Source organism: Brasilonema bromeliae SPC951 (assembly GCF_012912135.1).
GTDB classification, from domain to species: Bacteria; Cyanobacteriota; Cyanobacteriia; order Cyanobacteriales; family Nostocaceae; genus Brasilonema; species Brasilonema bromeliae.
Window position 1 is genome coordinate 1 of record NZ_QMEB01000160.1, and the last position, 14,981, is coordinate 14,981.

At 42.0% G+C, this 14,981-nt stretch carries 11 protein-coding genes and 2 pseudogenes; 9 read left to right on the forward strand and 4 right to left on the reverse strand.

The annotated features are described in order from the left end of the window. A pseudogene (locus tag DP116_RS18855) lies at positions 1–213 on the reverse strand (IS4/IS5 family transposase); the annotation flags it as partial. Between the two features lie 107 nt (positions 214–320). Here DP116_RS18855 and DP116_RS30405 point away from each other — a divergent pair. Further along, positions 321–449 carry a KR domain-containing protein gene (locus DP116_RS30405; RefSeq protein WP_211173380.1) on the forward strand — a complete coding sequence of 43 codons (129 nt, stop codon included), beginning with the start codon at positions 321–323 and terminating at the stop codon, positions 447–449. On the opposite strand, the pseudogene DP116_RS18865 reads toward DP116_RS30405, so the two are convergent. Continuing rightward, a pseudogene (locus tag DP116_RS18865) lies at positions 446–1,536 on the reverse strand (IS630 family transposase). The gene DP116_RS30405 and the pseudogene DP116_RS18865 sit on opposite strands and share 4 nt — an antisense overlap. Before the next feature lie 99 nt (positions 1,537–1,635). Here DP116_RS18865 and DP116_RS30410 point away from each other — a divergent pair. Then, positions 1,636–1,722, forward strand: coding sequence for a hypothetical protein (locus DP116_RS30410; RefSeq protein ID WP_369333953.1), 87 nt, complete (start codon positions 1,636–1,638; stop codon positions 1,720–1,722). Further along, positions 1,701–2,126 carry an IS630 family transposase gene (locus tag DP116_RS18875; protein WP_169156636.1) on the forward strand — a complete coding sequence of 142 codons (426 nt, stop codon included), beginning with the start codon at positions 1,701–1,703 and terminating at the stop codon, positions 2,124–2,126. The genes DP116_RS30410 and DP116_RS18875 overlap by 22 nt, the downstream gene beginning before the upstream one ends. A gap of 532 nt (positions 2,127–2,658) precedes the next feature. On the opposite strand, the gene DP116_RS18880 is transcribed toward DP116_RS18875, so the two are convergent. After that, positions 2,659–4,815 carry a polyribonucleotide nucleotidyltransferase gene (locus DP116_RS18880; protein ID WP_169156637.1) on the reverse strand — a complete coding sequence of 719 codons (2,157 nt, stop codon included), beginning with the start codon at positions 4,813–4,815 and terminating at the stop codon, positions 2,659–2,661. Positions 4,816–5,489: 674 nt separating this feature from the next. Between DP116_RS18880 and DP116_RS18885 the strand changes: the two genes are divergently transcribed. The 3 genes from DP116_RS18885 (at position 5,490) to DP116_RS18895 (ending at position 10,188) form a co-directional block, all read left to right on the forward strand. Continuing rightward, positions 5,490–8,792: a sll1366 family intein-prone helicase gene (locus DP116_RS18885; RefSeq protein ID WP_169156638.1), complete on the forward strand. Its 3,303-nt coding sequence runs from the start codon at positions 5,490–5,492 to the stop codon at positions 8,790–8,792. After that, complete coding sequence (locus DP116_RS18890) at positions 8,789–9,625, forward strand: SWIM zinc finger family protein (RefSeq protein WP_169156639.1); 837 nt, start codon at positions 8,789–8,791, stop codon at positions 9,623–9,625. The genes DP116_RS18885 and DP116_RS18890 overlap by 4 nt, the downstream gene beginning before the upstream one ends. Before the next feature lie 263 nt (positions 9,626–9,888). Continuing rightward, the gene (locus tag DP116_RS18895) at positions 9,889–10,188 is read left to right on the forward strand and encodes a CU044_2847 family protein (RefSeq protein WP_169156640.1); all 300 of its coding nucleotides are present in this window, start codon (positions 9,889–9,891) and stop codon (positions 10,186–10,188) included. Between the two features lie 183 nt (positions 10,189–10,371). Here the strand turns inward: DP116_RS18895 and DP116_RS18900 are convergent, their stop codons facing one another. Further along, positions 10,372–11,253, reverse strand: coding sequence for a phosphodiester glycosidase family protein (locus DP116_RS18900; RefSeq protein ID WP_169156641.1), 882 nt, complete (start codon positions 11,251–11,253; stop codon positions 10,372–10,374). A 579-nt stretch (positions 11,254–11,832) separates the two neighbouring features. Here DP116_RS18900 and DP116_RS18905 point away from each other — a divergent pair. The 3 genes from DP116_RS18905 to DP116_RS18915 all read left to right on the forward strand — a co-directional run. After that, positions 11,833–13,053, forward strand: a complete 1,221-nt coding sequence (locus DP116_RS18905; RefSeq protein ID WP_169156642.1) for a glycosyltransferase family 4 protein — start codon at positions 11,833–11,835, stop codon at positions 13,051–13,053. A gap of 10 nt (positions 13,054–13,063) precedes the next feature. Further along, positions 13,064–13,258: a hypothetical protein gene (locus DP116_RS18910; RefSeq protein ID WP_169156643.1), complete on the forward strand. Its 195-nt coding sequence runs from the start codon at positions 13,064–13,066 to the stop codon at positions 13,256–13,258. 94 nt (positions 13,259–13,352) lie between these two features. Next, on the forward strand, positions 13,353–14,981 hold a 1,629-nt coding region (locus DP116_RS18915; protein WP_169156644.1), incomplete at its 3' end, for a serine/threonine-protein kinase.

Sequence of the window (14,981 nt, forward strand, 5' to 3'; positions counted from 1 at the left end):
GGCAGCGTTAACTGATGGGTGAATCCCGCACACCACTAAACTCATTAGTTCCACGAGGCTAGAAAAAAGTAATTCTCGCGTGTACTGGGATGAAGCGTTTTCTTCAAAGATACGGTCAATTGTTTCTGGCGCAAATACCCTTTCCATCAACCCTCGAACCATTACACTAATTGGACTCTGTTTTTCAAAACGCTCAAATATTGCACCCAGCATTGCCCATATCCTCCGCTACTTTTTAGTTTGCGATACGCCCCATGCGTCTGCGCTTCGCGCAATCGCATGGCATTATTATCTGATAATTTGTCACCTTGACAGGGCTAGTGCTGCGTCCTAAGGTACAAGGAACCTGGGTATTGCATCAACTGCTGCAAGACCATCCCAACAGCTTGTTTATTAGCTTCTCTTCTTTAGCCGATTTATATCAAGTTCGGATGAACACTTATAATTAAGTTGCTCTAGTTTTTGGCCACCAGTGGTAGCAAGTTAGACCAGAAATGAAATCATGTTGTTTCATCAGTTTTTGACAACGAAGCACTAACAGAGCTTCTAGTTCATCTAAAGAATGTGGGGAGGTATTAGCAACAATCTCGTTAGTCAGAGGCCACAAACGTTCTGCGGGCTGTAGTTCAGGTGAATAAGCAGGTAAATAGATTAAATCGATACCTTGTGGTAGAACCAAATCATGACTGACATGCCAACCCGCTTGATCAATAGCTAGAAGCACTCGTTTGTTACGCCCTAAACCGTATTCACTGGCAAAATCAGCCAAGACGCGATTAAATATCTGTGTGTTTACTTGCGGAAGAATCCACCAATAAGTTTCACCTGATTCTGGGTGTACAAAACCATATAACCACATCCATTTATACTTTTGGCTCACTGAGGCGACGGGTTGTTCACCTTCTGGTACCCAAACTCGACGGAGGATCGGATGAAGTCCCAGACGATGTTCATCCATGCTCCAAACCTCAATTTCGGCGTTTGGATATCGTGCTTGCAGAAATTTGAGCTTCAAGTCGAGTTTTTTTTCCAGTTTTCTTGCTCCACAAGCTCACTCATCCGATGTTCTGGGCGAGGGACACGCAGCCGATATCTCATTTGTTGTAGATACTCCCATCCCCGATATCGACTTATACGTTTGCCTGTCAGTTCACTTAACCAATCTGCCACCTTGCGACCATTCCATAACCCACCATCTGGTGCTTTACCTTCTAGTACTTGCCACAGTTGTGCTTGTTGTACATCTGTTAAGTTTGATTCTTTCCCTGGGTTATGATGCCGTTGATCCCCCAACGCGCTTTTCCCCTGTTGGTTGTAGCGTTTTACTAACTGATAAATCCAGATTCTTGTATATCCTGTTAGTTGCGCCACCTCAGTCACCGTTTTGCCTGTCGCTAATAACCAAATTATTTGGTAATGGCTGCGTTCTGTTGCTTGTGTTGTCTGACGATAGCAAACCCACAATTCCTCCGTACTCATGTGGTTAACGATACGCGGAGCGTCAAGCCTCCGGCTTATCCCAATCCGTTTGGGCATATGACCTACATAGATGCACTACAACTTTTCTGGCTTTATTATAACTATTCATCCGAACTTGATATAAGTCGGCATCGGGGATGGGAGTACCTCAAACAAATGACATTTCGTCTACGTGTTCCCAGGCCGGAACATCGGTCAAGTGACCCAATAGAGCAAGAAAATTGGAAAAAAAACTCGATTTGAGGCTGAAATTTCTCCAAGCTAGATATCCAAACGCCGAAATAGAGATTTGGAGCATGGACGAGCATCGTATTGGACTTCATCCAATCCTACGTCGAATTTGGGTTTCAGAAGATGAACAAGCAATTCCCTCAGTAAGAAAAAGGTATAAATGGATGTGGCTGTATGGGTTCGTACACCCAGAATCAGGTGAAACTTATTGGTGGATTCTTCCGACTGTAAACACTGAGATATTTAATCGAGTTTTAGCTGATTTTGCAAGGGAATACGGTCTTGGAACTGACAAAAGGATTCTCTTAGTTGTTGACCAAGCTGGTTGGCATACAAGTAATGATTTAGACTTACCGTCAGGGGTCGATTTAATCTACTTACCTACCTACTCACCTGAATTACAACTCTTCAGTTAGGTTGTGGCCTCTAACTAACGAGATTGTAGCAAATTATTCCCCAAATTCTTTAAATGAACTCGAAGAACTTATGGTGCTTCGTTGCCAAGAAATTATGAAACAGCACCACTTAATTCAAGGACTAACTTGCTACCACTGGTGGCCAAAAACAAGGGCGGCTTAATTATAAGTAATCATCCGAACTTGATATCAGCGCTAGCGCTACTACAGTACCTGCTAGGATATCTGCTTTAGTATTGGAGAACCATTCTCGCTTTAAAACGGTTGTGTTCAAGTTTTCCTCTGCTATTTAGGTGTGGAATATTAAGATATACAGACTGTCAGCTACATCTTTTACTTAGTGAAGTAGCTTGATGATTATTTGAGACCTCAGCGTTGTACCTCTATTACTTGCAATGCGCTCTATAAAAGAAACGCCATTCATCCTGTTCCTTGTTAAGAGTTAAGCGTTCCCTATTTCCTCAATAGACACCAAAGTGGATTTTAGATTTGCGATTAATCCTAAATCTACAATCTAAAATCCAAAATCTAGTTACCGATTGACTGCAGCTGCTTCTCGCGCTGCGGCTGCTTGTTCTGGGTGAATACCAAGGCGGGTAAGATTAATTCTGCCTTTGTTATCAATTTCTCGCACTTTAACAATCACTTCATCACCAACTGTGACTTCGTCCTCAACTTTGCCAACACGGTAGTCAGCCAGTTGCGAAATGTGGATCATCCCTTCCTTGCCAGGAAGAAATTCCACAAAAGCACCTATTGGTATAATTCGTGTTACTCTGCCTACGTAAACATCACCTTCATTGAGCTTTCTTGTCATGCCTTGGATAATGATCCGTGCTTTTTTCGCTTTGGTTTCATCCACAGCAGAAATCGTCACTGTGCCATCATCTTCAATGTCAATTTTAGCTCCAGTTTCCTCAGTGATACCCTTAATCGTCTTGCCTCCTGGTCCAATGACCAGACCAATCATGTCTGGATCAATCCGGATAGTCAACAGACGTGGGGCATAAGGTGACATTTCACTGCGCGGTTGTTCGATTGTCTGAAGCATTTTCTCCAGAATGTGCAACCGTGCTGCTTTGGCTTGGTTGATGGCTTGGGAAATAACATTTAAGGACAGACCGGAAATTTTCATATCCATTTGTAGGGCGGTTATGCCTTTGTCTGTCCCGGCAACTTTAAAGTCCATGTCGCCCAAAAAGTCTTCTATACCCTGAATATCAGTCAGGACTCGGACTTCGTCGCCTTCCTTAATCAAACCCATTGCAGCACCACTGACGGGTTTAGAAATGGGTACGCCTGCATCCATCAATGCCAGTGTCGAACCGCACACTGAACCCATTGAGGTGGAACCGTTGGAAGAAAGCACTTCCGATACCACTCGAATCACGTAAGGGAATTGTTCTTTTGGCGGAAGCACAGGTAATAGCGCTCTTTCTGCCAGCGCGCCGTGACCGATTTCCCGACGTCCTGGTGCACGTAAGGGTTTTGTTTCCCCAACGGAGAACGGTGGGAAATTGTAATGGTGTAGGTAGCGCTTATGTTGATCCTGTTGCAAGTCATCAGCCAGTGATTGAGCATCTCCTGGTGTACCGAGAGTGCAAGCAGATAGCACCTGAGTTAATCCCCGGTTAAACAGACCGCTACCGTGGACTCGCTTGGGCAAAATGCTAACACCACAAGATACGGGACGTACTTCATCAAGCTTACGACCGTCAACACGAACATTATCTTCGATGATTTGACGGCGCATGAGCTTTTTGGTAAGGTCTTTGAAGGTATTATCAAGAGCCTTACTATTTGCCAATGCGGCAACGCGAACAGAATCTTCTTCTGCAAGTTCTGTGATCGCAGCTTTAATCGATTCCTTGACTGCATCTAAAGCTGTATCGCGCTGTGTTTTGTCGAAATCAAATTGTGACAGAATTTTCTTAATTTCAACAACAGCGCGATCGCGTATATAGTTTTCCAGCGTTGAGTCTACCTCTGGTGGCTCTTCGTGTGGAATTTCCAAACCAATTTCAGCAATCAAATCTTGCTGCGCCCTAATCAGATCCTGTACAGCTTCGTAGCCAAATTCAATTGCTTCGATAATGTCTCTCTCTGAGAGTTGATTTGCTCCTGCTTCCACCATGATGACACCTTCTGGTGAACCAGCAACTATCAGATCCAGGTCTCCAGCTTCAATTTCTGCATAGGTGGGGTTAATGATAAAATCATCTCCTACTAACCCGACACGCACTGCCGCCATTGGTCCGTTAAATGGTATTTTTGCCATTAAAGTGGCGATCGAAGCACCTGTGACTGCTAGCACATCAGGTGGTACCAACTCATCCATTGAGAGTGTCAGCGCAACAATTTGCAAATCATCTCGCAACCAAGACGGGAACAAAGGACGTAGTGGACGGTCAATTAAACGACTGGTGAGAGTTACTCTTTCTGGCGGACGACCTTCACGCCGCATAATTCCTCCAGGAATTCTACCTGCGGCATACAGTCTTTCTTCGTAATCTACTGTCAAGGGAAGAAAATCAATGCCCTCTCTGGCTTGTGATCGCGTAGCCGTCACCAAAACTGTTGTGTCCCCAGATTCTATCAACACCGAGCCACCAGCCTGGGGAGCTAAATGACCAACCTTCAGTCGAATATCCCGTCCGTCAAAGGATATTGACTTCTCAAATTCTCCCATTCAATTTTTTTTCCTTCTATGCACGCTATTCTCTCTCTGTGGCAATCCTAACATTTATGCCCTCTGGCTGGCGTCAGTTACACACTAAAGATCAACAACTTTAGACTTGAGCACCCAGTATCAAGTCTGTTGAGAGTGGTGGTAAGAGTGTTCATGAGCGATTGCTCTCCCAAATGTTAAGAAAGATCCAGGTAACGAATAACCGGAGCTTGTGGGGTGTATTATATTGCATTTGCAATCCGCTATAATCAGCAATCAGGCAGAATACTACTAGCTCTTTGATTAGGCAATTGTTTTGAGGAATGTATTTTATCTTTTAAAATAGCAAGATATGGTCATTTTTTGACCTTTTGTTCTTCTACTCTATGAAATCTTCTACGAATACCAAGTTGCATTGTGAAAGGGTAATTTGTCCGACTCAAGCGGAATGTAGTGTAGCTTGGCAATCTCATGCCTCAAAATGACACCACCAGACGGCAAATTGGTATAAAATAGTATAAAAAAATGTGTAGTTTGTTTGCTAAAATTAATGATTACTTTTGCAAAATCATCATTCAATTGATTAGCCTTGAAAAGATTTAGTCATAATATGAGAAGTCAAAGAGTGATGTAATTTTCGACAAAATAGAACAGACTATTGACCTTAGTTTAGCGAACATCTGAGTAATTGTTAAATGGCAATTTTACACGGTACTTGGTTAACACAAAACAGTGGTTGTTTATTTGTTTGGGGGGAGACTTGGCGAACTCTTGGGACAAATTGTAGTAAGAGTCCGTTAAATGATGTATCAAAACATCCTCTGGCAATGACACCATTAGAGTTAATCGAGTGGCTGCATTCACGTAAGATTTCAATTGTTAAAATACCGCACTCCAAACATGTAGAGACGTCACAGACAAAATCTCTAAAAAATGGGAAAACGTCCAAAGCAGACAGTGCAGCCGATGTGATGCCAACACACTCCCAAATTGTTGCCCTACCAAGTTATATCTTAGAAAATACTTATGAGGGAACAGTTGAAATCTTTCCAGCGCATTCTGCCACATTAGATTTACCAAATAAAACTCCGCAATACTTACAACCGTGGATTGTTGAAGGTTTTTGCCTCAACCCCGAAGAGGCAATAAAATTTCTGACCTCGTTACCTCTAAGTGTACCTAACGGGGAAGATAGTTTTTTGGGAGGAGATTTACACTTTTGGGTGCAGGTAGCCCGGTGGAGTTTAGATCTCATTTCGCGTGGTAAGTTTTTGCCCACAATTCAACGCCAAAGCGATCATTCTACAGTCGCGAAATGGCAAGCACTTTTAGATAGCGCCCAAGATGGAACTCGTTTAGAAAAATTTTCTCAATTGATGCCATTGGCTTGTCGAACTTATCAGGAAAGTCTGGAAGATGGGCCAGATGAGGAAATTGAGTTGGCAAAATCCTCCTCATCTGTTCAGATAAACTTGCCACCCGAACCTCAAGAATTACTGCTGGGATTTCTTAATAGTACGATAGATGCTCAAGTACGAGCGATGGTGGGTTCCCAACCTCTGCTAGAAACCAGAGTGATGGCGTCTTTACCAGCGACGGTGCGACAGTGGTTACATTCTCTGACAACTGCGTCTAACACCTGCAGTGCTGATCCCTTTGGAGTGCAACGACTAGAGGCGGTGCTGAAAGCTTGGACTATGCCCTTGCAATACCAAATGGCGGGGAACAACCAGTTTCGTACCTGTTTTGTGTTGCGTTCTCCAGAGTCAGGGGGAGAGACTCATTGGACTTTAGCTTATTTCCTGCAAGCTGCTGATGATTCCAATTTTCTTGTGGATGCGACAACGATTTGGAACCACCCTTTAGAAAAATTTGTTTACCAAAATCGAACAATTGAACAACCGCAAGAGACATTTTTACGCGGTTTGGGATTGGCTTCACGATTGTATCCACCAATTGCAGCCAGCTTAGAAACTCCGTATCCTCAATTTTGCCACCTCAACCCAATTCAGGCTTATGAGTTTATCAAGTCTGTAGCATGGCGGTTTGAAGATAGTGGTTTGGGTGTGATTTTACCGCCTAGTTTAGAGAACCGCGAAGGATGGGCAAATCGTTTGGGTTTGAAAATCACTGCCCAAACATCTAGGAAAAAGCAGGAACGTTTGGGTTTAGAGAGTCTGTTGAATTTCAAGTGGGAATTGGCGATTGGTGGACAGACGATTTCCAAAGCAGAATTTGATAGGTTGGTGGCGCTTAATAGTCCATTGGTGGAAATTAATGGGGAATGGGTAGAATTGCGTCCCCAAGATATCAAAACAGCACAAACCTTTTTCGCTTCTCGTAAAGAACAAATGGCGCTGTCTTTGGAAGATGCTTTGCGTATCAGTACAGGAGACACTCAGACGATTGAAAAATTACCAGTCGTTAGCTTTGAGGCGTCTGGGGCATTACAGGAATTAATATCTGCCTTGACGAATAACAAAGCAGTTGAACCTTTGCCCACACCCGCCAGCTTCCAAGGAAAATTGCGACCTTATCAAGAACGTGGGATGGCGTGGCTTTCGTTTTTGGAACGTTGGGGCTTGGGTGCATGTCTGGCGGACGATATGGGATTGGGAAAAACGATTCAATTCATCGCCTTCCTCTTACACTTAAAAGAACAGGAAACACTGGAAAAACCAACACTGCTTGTTTGCCCAACTTCAGTTTTAGGAAACTGGGAAAGAGAAGTTAAGAAATTTGCTCCAACGCTAAAAGTTATGCAATATCACGGAGATAAGCGTCCTAAAGGTAAGACGTTTGTAGAAGCAGTCAACAAGCATGATATAGTCATCACTAGTTATCCGCTCATTCACCGCGATTTAAAATCATTGCAGAGCGTTTCTTGGCAAATCATCGTTTTAGATGAAGCACAAAATGTCAAAAATTCAGATGCAAAACAGTCACAGGCGGTACGACAAATAGAATCTACTTTTCGGATTGCTCTTACGGGAACACCAGTAGAAAATAGACTGCAAGAACTCTGGTCGATTTTGGATTTCCTAAATCCTGGTTATTTGGGAAATAAGCAATTTTTTCAGCGGCGTTTTGCGATACCAATTGAGAAGTATGGTGATGCTGCTTCGTTGAATCAATTGCGTTCATTAGTTCAACCTTTTATTCTGCGTCGTCTGAAAACTGACCGCAGCATTATTCAAGATTTACCAGAGAAGCAGGAAATGACTGTATTTTGTGGTCTGAGTGCCCAGCAAGCTCAACTATATCAAAAAGCTGTGGAAGAGTCTCTGGCTGAGATTGAAGAAGCTGAGGGTTTGCAACGCAGAGGCATGATTTTAGCTTTACTTGTTAAACTAAAACAAATCTGCAATCATCCATCGCATTATTTGAAGCAAGACTCATTGGAACAATATCACTCTGGTAAACTCCAGCGATTGCAGGAAATGTTGGAGATAGTTGTCGCAAGTGGCGATGCTCCAGCAGGGAGCCGCCCAAGGGGCGATCGCGCTTTAATTTTCACTCAGTTCGCAGAGTGGGGTAAGTTGCTAAAACCATATCTGGAAAAACAGCTAGGACGAGAAATCTTGTTTTTATACGGTAGTACTCAGAAAAAACAACGTGAGGAAATGGTGGATCGTTTCCAACACGATCCCCAAGGACCACCAATTATGATTTTGTCGCTGAAAGCCGGTGGTGTAGGATTAAATTTAACACGAGCAAATCATGTTTTCCACTTTGACAGATGGTGGAACCCAGCAGTCGAAAATCAGGCTACAGATAGAGTCTTTCGTATTGGTCAAACTCGCAATGTCCAAGTGCATAAATTTGTTTCCACGGGGACTTTAGAAGAAAAAATTCATGACATGATTGAAAGTAAAAAACAACTTGCAGAACAAGTTGTCGGTGCAGGTGAAAATTGGCTGACAGAACTGGATACAGACCAACTCCGCAACTTGCTCATACTTGACCGGAGTGCAGTAATAGAAGAGGAAACAGAATGACAAATGATACCCTTCAAGCAAGTCGAGAATGGTGGTCACAACGGTGGCTTGATTTGTTAGATTCCTATCGTTTTAAAAAACGTTTGGAACGTGGAAGAATTTATGCGCGTCAGGGAAATGTTCTTAGCATTGAGTTTCAAAATGCAAAGGTATTAGCTAAGGTGCAAGGTTCTGACCCAGAACCATACAAAGTTTCTTTGTCCCTTGACCCCTTTAGTGAAGAACAGTGGGGTTATGTGGTTGAAACTATGTCTCAAAAATCAATGTTTGCTGCTAAGCTACTAGCAGGAGAAATGCCGCAAAATATGGAAGACGTTTTCACTGCTAATGGTCTTTCCCTATTTCCTTTTACCTTGTCTGATGTCCACAGTAAATGCTCTTGTCCTGATAAAGCTAATCCCTGCAAACACGTCGCTGCGGTTTACTATCAGTTAGGCGATCGCTTTAGTGAAGATCCATTTGTTCTTTTTCAATTACGCGGTAGCACAAAAGAGAAAATTATCAGTGATTTACGTCACTTACGCACCAAAACTGTTAAAACTTCGGAGACGGAAACCCCTGAGGTTCAAGAGTCAACACAAGAGAAACGATTTTCTGTAAAAATCGAATCTTTTTGGCAATACAATGAGCCATTGGAGTCTTCTTTAGTTGTTATTGTACCATCAACAGGTGAAACAGTTTTAGATGTGTTGGGGTCAATTCCTTTGGCAAAGGAAGAAGAAAGTTTAACAAATTTAACCGCTGCTGATGTGGTGATGAAATATTTAGAGACAGTGTACAAAGATGTTAGCCAGAAGGCTGTTTTGGCTGCAATGAATGTTGGAGGAGGTTAAGAGAACAAGGACGAGGGAGATGAAAACAGTTATCAGTTATCAGTTATCAGTTATCAGGTACAAGATGGGAATTTCAACCCCAAAGTACACCAACACTTATAGAAGTGGTGAACTCCGAGTACCCAGTTAAAAACTGGTCAGGTGATTGTTTTGAGCATTTGTACAGCCAATTTTAGACTTCGCTTTGGTATCTTTTTAGTATTCCTGATAATTTTGTCCAATGATGGAATGCTATAAAAGCAGAGTAATCCAGTTGAACACACATGGAACTTCAAACCAAGATCATTACAGTGGAACTTACTGATGGTACAAGTGTTAAAGTTGAAGCGACACAGATAGGCGATCGCAAAATAAATTTTCAATCCCGACCTTTTGAAGAAGTCACCACCGCAATTGAATCGCTTACCAAAGAAATTGTGGAAGCATTACACAAGGTTAAGCCAGATCGAGCAAGTGTAAAGTTTGGTGTGGATATTGCGATTGAATCTGGTAAACTTACCGCTTTACTGGTAAAGGGTTCTAGTACAGCGAATATAGAGATTACCTTAGAATGGGGTCAATAGTTTCTCACGAAGTTATGTAAAACATTTATAATTTGGTCAGCAATATCACATAAATCAAAAGTATAAAATTCCTATTTTATTTTTGAACGGAAGTTAGTACAGTTTCTGTTAAGCCTTAAGAGTTCCCTGTTCCCTGTTAAGAGTTCCCTGTTCGCTGTTCGCTGTTCGCTGTTCCCAAATTATTTATTTAAAGTCTCCCAAAGTTTCCTGAACGATTAAAACAGACTTTACTGGTCGTTTTACCAAATTTCCCTTTGAATCAACTTTACCATAAAAGGTTTTGCCGTCGTAATAAAGCGAAGACGAACTTCCACCATCCAGATTCATCGCTTTCTCAACAGCAAGGGTTTGCATAAAACGAGCCAGTTCTGGCAAGGACATCCCGGAGTTAGCAGCAACATCTGGCTTTTGAGCAACCATCACCAAAACAATGGTACCATCACCAGTGATACCAATAGCAGTTCGAGCATTGGCTTTGGTGCTACCAAGAGCATCTCGTCTGTTAGCATTATCCACAAAACCTTCTTGCACTGAGGTTAATTCTGGCAATAGTTGCGGACCACCACCCAAAGCATCAACTAATTGACAACCTACTTGTAGAGGTTCACTGTGGAGAGTGATAGAGTAGCGGACAGTTTGCTCGCACAGGTATCGCCGAAATTCTGCACGATTGAGAATCTTGTTGAGGTAAGGTTTGAGGTCAGGATTATTTACCAATCGTTCATTGTCTTTAGGATTAGCTATTAGTTTTCCTTGTTGAAAAATAATCGACGTTGTTTTTTGGTTGACTGGGTCAAAAAAGCCAGCATTGATGATAGCAACTGCTTGATGCTGCTTGGCAAATTCCTCTACTGTATTCAGCTGTGACGACAATGCAGGAGTAACCACAAATTGGCTACCAGATGGAATATTTAAGATATGGACAATGCTGTTTGGTAAATTGCGTTGCTCATATTTAATAGTTTTGGTGATTAAGTTTGTTTCTTTTGATGTCGCAGTACGAAAAAACAAAAGCAGCACAGTCGCGCTGACAAACACTCCTGCTAGTATCCATATTTTTCTCATGCATTATCGCCTCAACTTAGACGAATGGATTATATCCTTTGAGGTTGGGCGATCGCTTTAGCGATAACGCTTTGCTACAATGAAATCGATAGACTAGAACCTTATTCCTAAATCACTATATATTTATGAAGACAACAGGAACACCCGAAACTCTGTTAAAATCATTTCCAGACCATAAGCAGGCTAAGCGCATCTAAATTATTCTGGAAAAAAATATTAGTTAATGATTAAACCAAAAAATCAGGAATTCTTCTTTGATTGATTTTCCGAGGGTTAAAGCGATTACCTCATCATTGTCAATAAGCAAGGATTAATCCAATGATTTTGGACTTTATTAACACTCAGGTGTTTTTTTTTGACAAAATGCGCTTATCCTGGAAACCATAGGCAGTTGCCAGAATCGGATGGTACATTTGTGAGCCACTCACCTGTAGGGGTTTCCCAACAATGGTTCAGTTGATGAACTTAACGGTCTTTAAGATCACATTATTAATGTAATCTTAAACATCTACTGATAAATTAGCAGCAGCTACAGAATATTTCAAAAAAGCTGGACTTAAAAAATCGGGGTAGAGTCAAATGCGCTTATTAATAGTACAGTATGGTGGGGATTATCGTGAAGCTTTTCAACGATTGTCAAAAAATGGAACTGAAACCTATCATTCCCAAAAATATGTCATTAATTCTATTGTTGAAATTAGTCAGCAAATTGAAGAAGCTACCTTACTATGCTGCCAGACAAAAGAGTCCTACAACGAGGTTCTTCAAGATGGGTTGCGTGCAATTGGGGCAGGACTTGATCCATATAAACATAAACGAGAAATTTTAAAATTAATTGAAGAGCAAAATCCAACACATTTATTGATTCATGCACCAATTCCAGGCATCTTTAATTGGGCAATTCAAAACAAAGTCCGAACAATAGGCTTGCTAGCGGATTCTTTTTTAACAACCAGTTTCCGCCAAAAATTTAAAAATTATTTGTTGGCTCGTCTCTTAAACAACAAGCAAATTGAATGGATTGGTAATCATGGGATTAATGCTTGTCTATCACTTCAAGAAATAGGAGTAAATCCTGAGAAAATTATTCCTTATGATTGGGTTCATGCTATCACACCTGAATATTATTCACCGAAGAAATTTAGACAAAATGTAAATACATGGAATTTAGTCTATGTTGGTGCAGTTGCCGAAGTTAAAGGTGTTGGCGACGTCATAGAAGCCGTAGCCAAATTAAAAACTAGAAATATATCAGTAAATTTGCAGGTAGTTGGCGGCGGTGAAATTGACTATTATACTCAGCGAGTCAGACAATTAAATATTGAAGACTGTGTGAAATTCCTGGGATTAATGGGGAATCAAACAGTCATGAATTTGATGAGGGAGGCAGATATTGTTGTAGTACCTAGCAGACATGAATATCCAGAGGCTTGTCCTTTTACAATTTATGAGGCTTTTTGCGTTCATACTCCAATAGTTGCCTCTAATCACCCCGTATTTAAAGGTAATTTACAAGACGGTATTAACGCCATGATTTTTCCTGCTGGCGACTCAACAGCGTTAGCAGCATCTGTTGAAAAACTTATTTCCAACCCAGAAATTTATGAAAGGCTTTCCGAAGCTTCATCAAAATCTTGGGAGCAATTGCAAATACCTGTAAAGTGGGCGGAATTCATTAATTGTTGGCTACATAATTCATCAAATAATCAGGATTGGCTGTTCAAACATAGGCTGACTTCTGGAATGTACAATTCTTGGTTTAGCCGAGACAATCAGGGGTACTATAGCAAGCCTATTTGATTTCTGAAAATTGAAACACACAGAACAGTTTCTCACCCTTGCTCAACTACGTCAAAAGTTAACTGAGGTTTTGGAAACTATTACACCTGAGGTGATTATTTTTATCACCTCTTACGACTTCATTCGTCAAGCTTTATTTAGCGCATCTATGGCACTTTACGGGCAAGCTATCATAAAGAATTGGTATTATAAACTCGGTTTTTGAGAAAGACTCAAATTTATTTACTATTGTGCGGTTTCTACTACGAATAGCTTGTAGCTAGGTGATAATAAATAAGTCTGCCAATAAAAGCACAGTTATGACATGCTGTCTCAATCCAGGTTGCCATAATCCGCCTAATCCTGATGGCACAATGTTTTGTTCCAACTGCGGAACAGGACTGGTAGTGCTGAGAAACCGCTACCGCCCGATAAAATCATTAGGTAGCGGGGGATTTGGCAAAACTTATCTGGCAGAGGATATTGACAAACTGAAGGAAAAGTGCGTCATCAAGCAATTCGCACCACAAGTACAAGGAACTGGCGCGTTTCAAAAGGCAAAGGAACTATTTGAGCAAGAAGCAATACGTTTGCAACAGTTAGGGGATCATCCACAAATTCCCACGCTACTAGCATATTTTGAGCAAGATCATCGCCTGTATTTGGTGCAGCAGTTTATTGATGGGCAAGATTTATCAGATGAATTCAAACAGCAGGGTTATTGCAACGAGCAGCAAATTCGGGAATTATTGGTTGATTTGTTAAACATTCTTAAAATAGTTCATCAACACAAAGTTATTCACCGCGATATCAAGCCAGGGAATATTATTCGTCGCAGCAGTGATGGCAAATTGGTGCTGATAGATTTTGGTGCTTCCAAGCAACTGACAGCAACGATCATGTCTGAACAGGGAACAACCATTGGCAGCTTTGGTTATGCACCATTGGAACAAATGCAAGGTGGCGAAGCGTATCCAGCAAGTGATTTATTCAGTTTGGGCGTAACTTGCTTTCATTTGCTGAGTGGTATTCAGCCTAGGGGACTGTTTAATAAACAAGGTTATGGGTGGGTGTCCTCTTGGCGACAGCATTTGCAGCAAAGCGTGAGTCAGGAATTCGGACGTATCCTGGATAAGTTGCTGCAAGAAGACTACCAGCAGCGTTATCAGTCAGCGCAGCAAGTTTTACAAGATTTAAATCCACCGCCACCGCCGCCTGCTGTACCTCCGACAGTACACCCGCCTCAATCGTCACCAAGATCGCCTGCACCTTCACGCAAACAGGAAGGCAAGTTAAAAAACCCGTTGCTGCTGGGTGGTGTCATCCTGTTGCTGGGGTTGGTAGGAACTCAAATCTATGGGTATTTTCGATATGAAGTATTTCCGTTTAATCCGAAATTTCTCATTACCAGTCCACCAAATCGTTTCTTCCTGAAATCTACCCTGACTAAGCATATCGAGCCAGTTGCTGCCGTCGGCATAAGCCCGGATGGCAAGACTGTGGTAAGTGGGAGTCTCGATAACACTATCAAGATTTGGAATCTGCAAACAGGCGAATTGACATCTACTCTGCCTGGGCATAACGGCTGGGTTGTGTCCGTCGCCATAAGTCCGGATGGCAATACTTTGGTGAGTGGGAGTTACGACAAGACTATCAAGATTTGGAATCTGCAAACTCTTGAATTGAAAACTACACTTCCCGGGCATACCGAACCGGTTCTGTCCGTCGCCATAAGCGCGGATGGCAAGACTTTAGTGAGTGGGAGTAACGACAAGACTATCAAGATTTGGAATCTGCAAACGGGTAAATTGAAAACTACACTTCCCGGGCATACCCACGGGGTTGTGTCCGTCGCCATCAGCCCGGATGGTAAGACTTTGGTGAGTGGGAGTCGCGACAAGACTATCAAGATTTGGAATCTGCAAACTCTTGAATTGAAAACTACACTT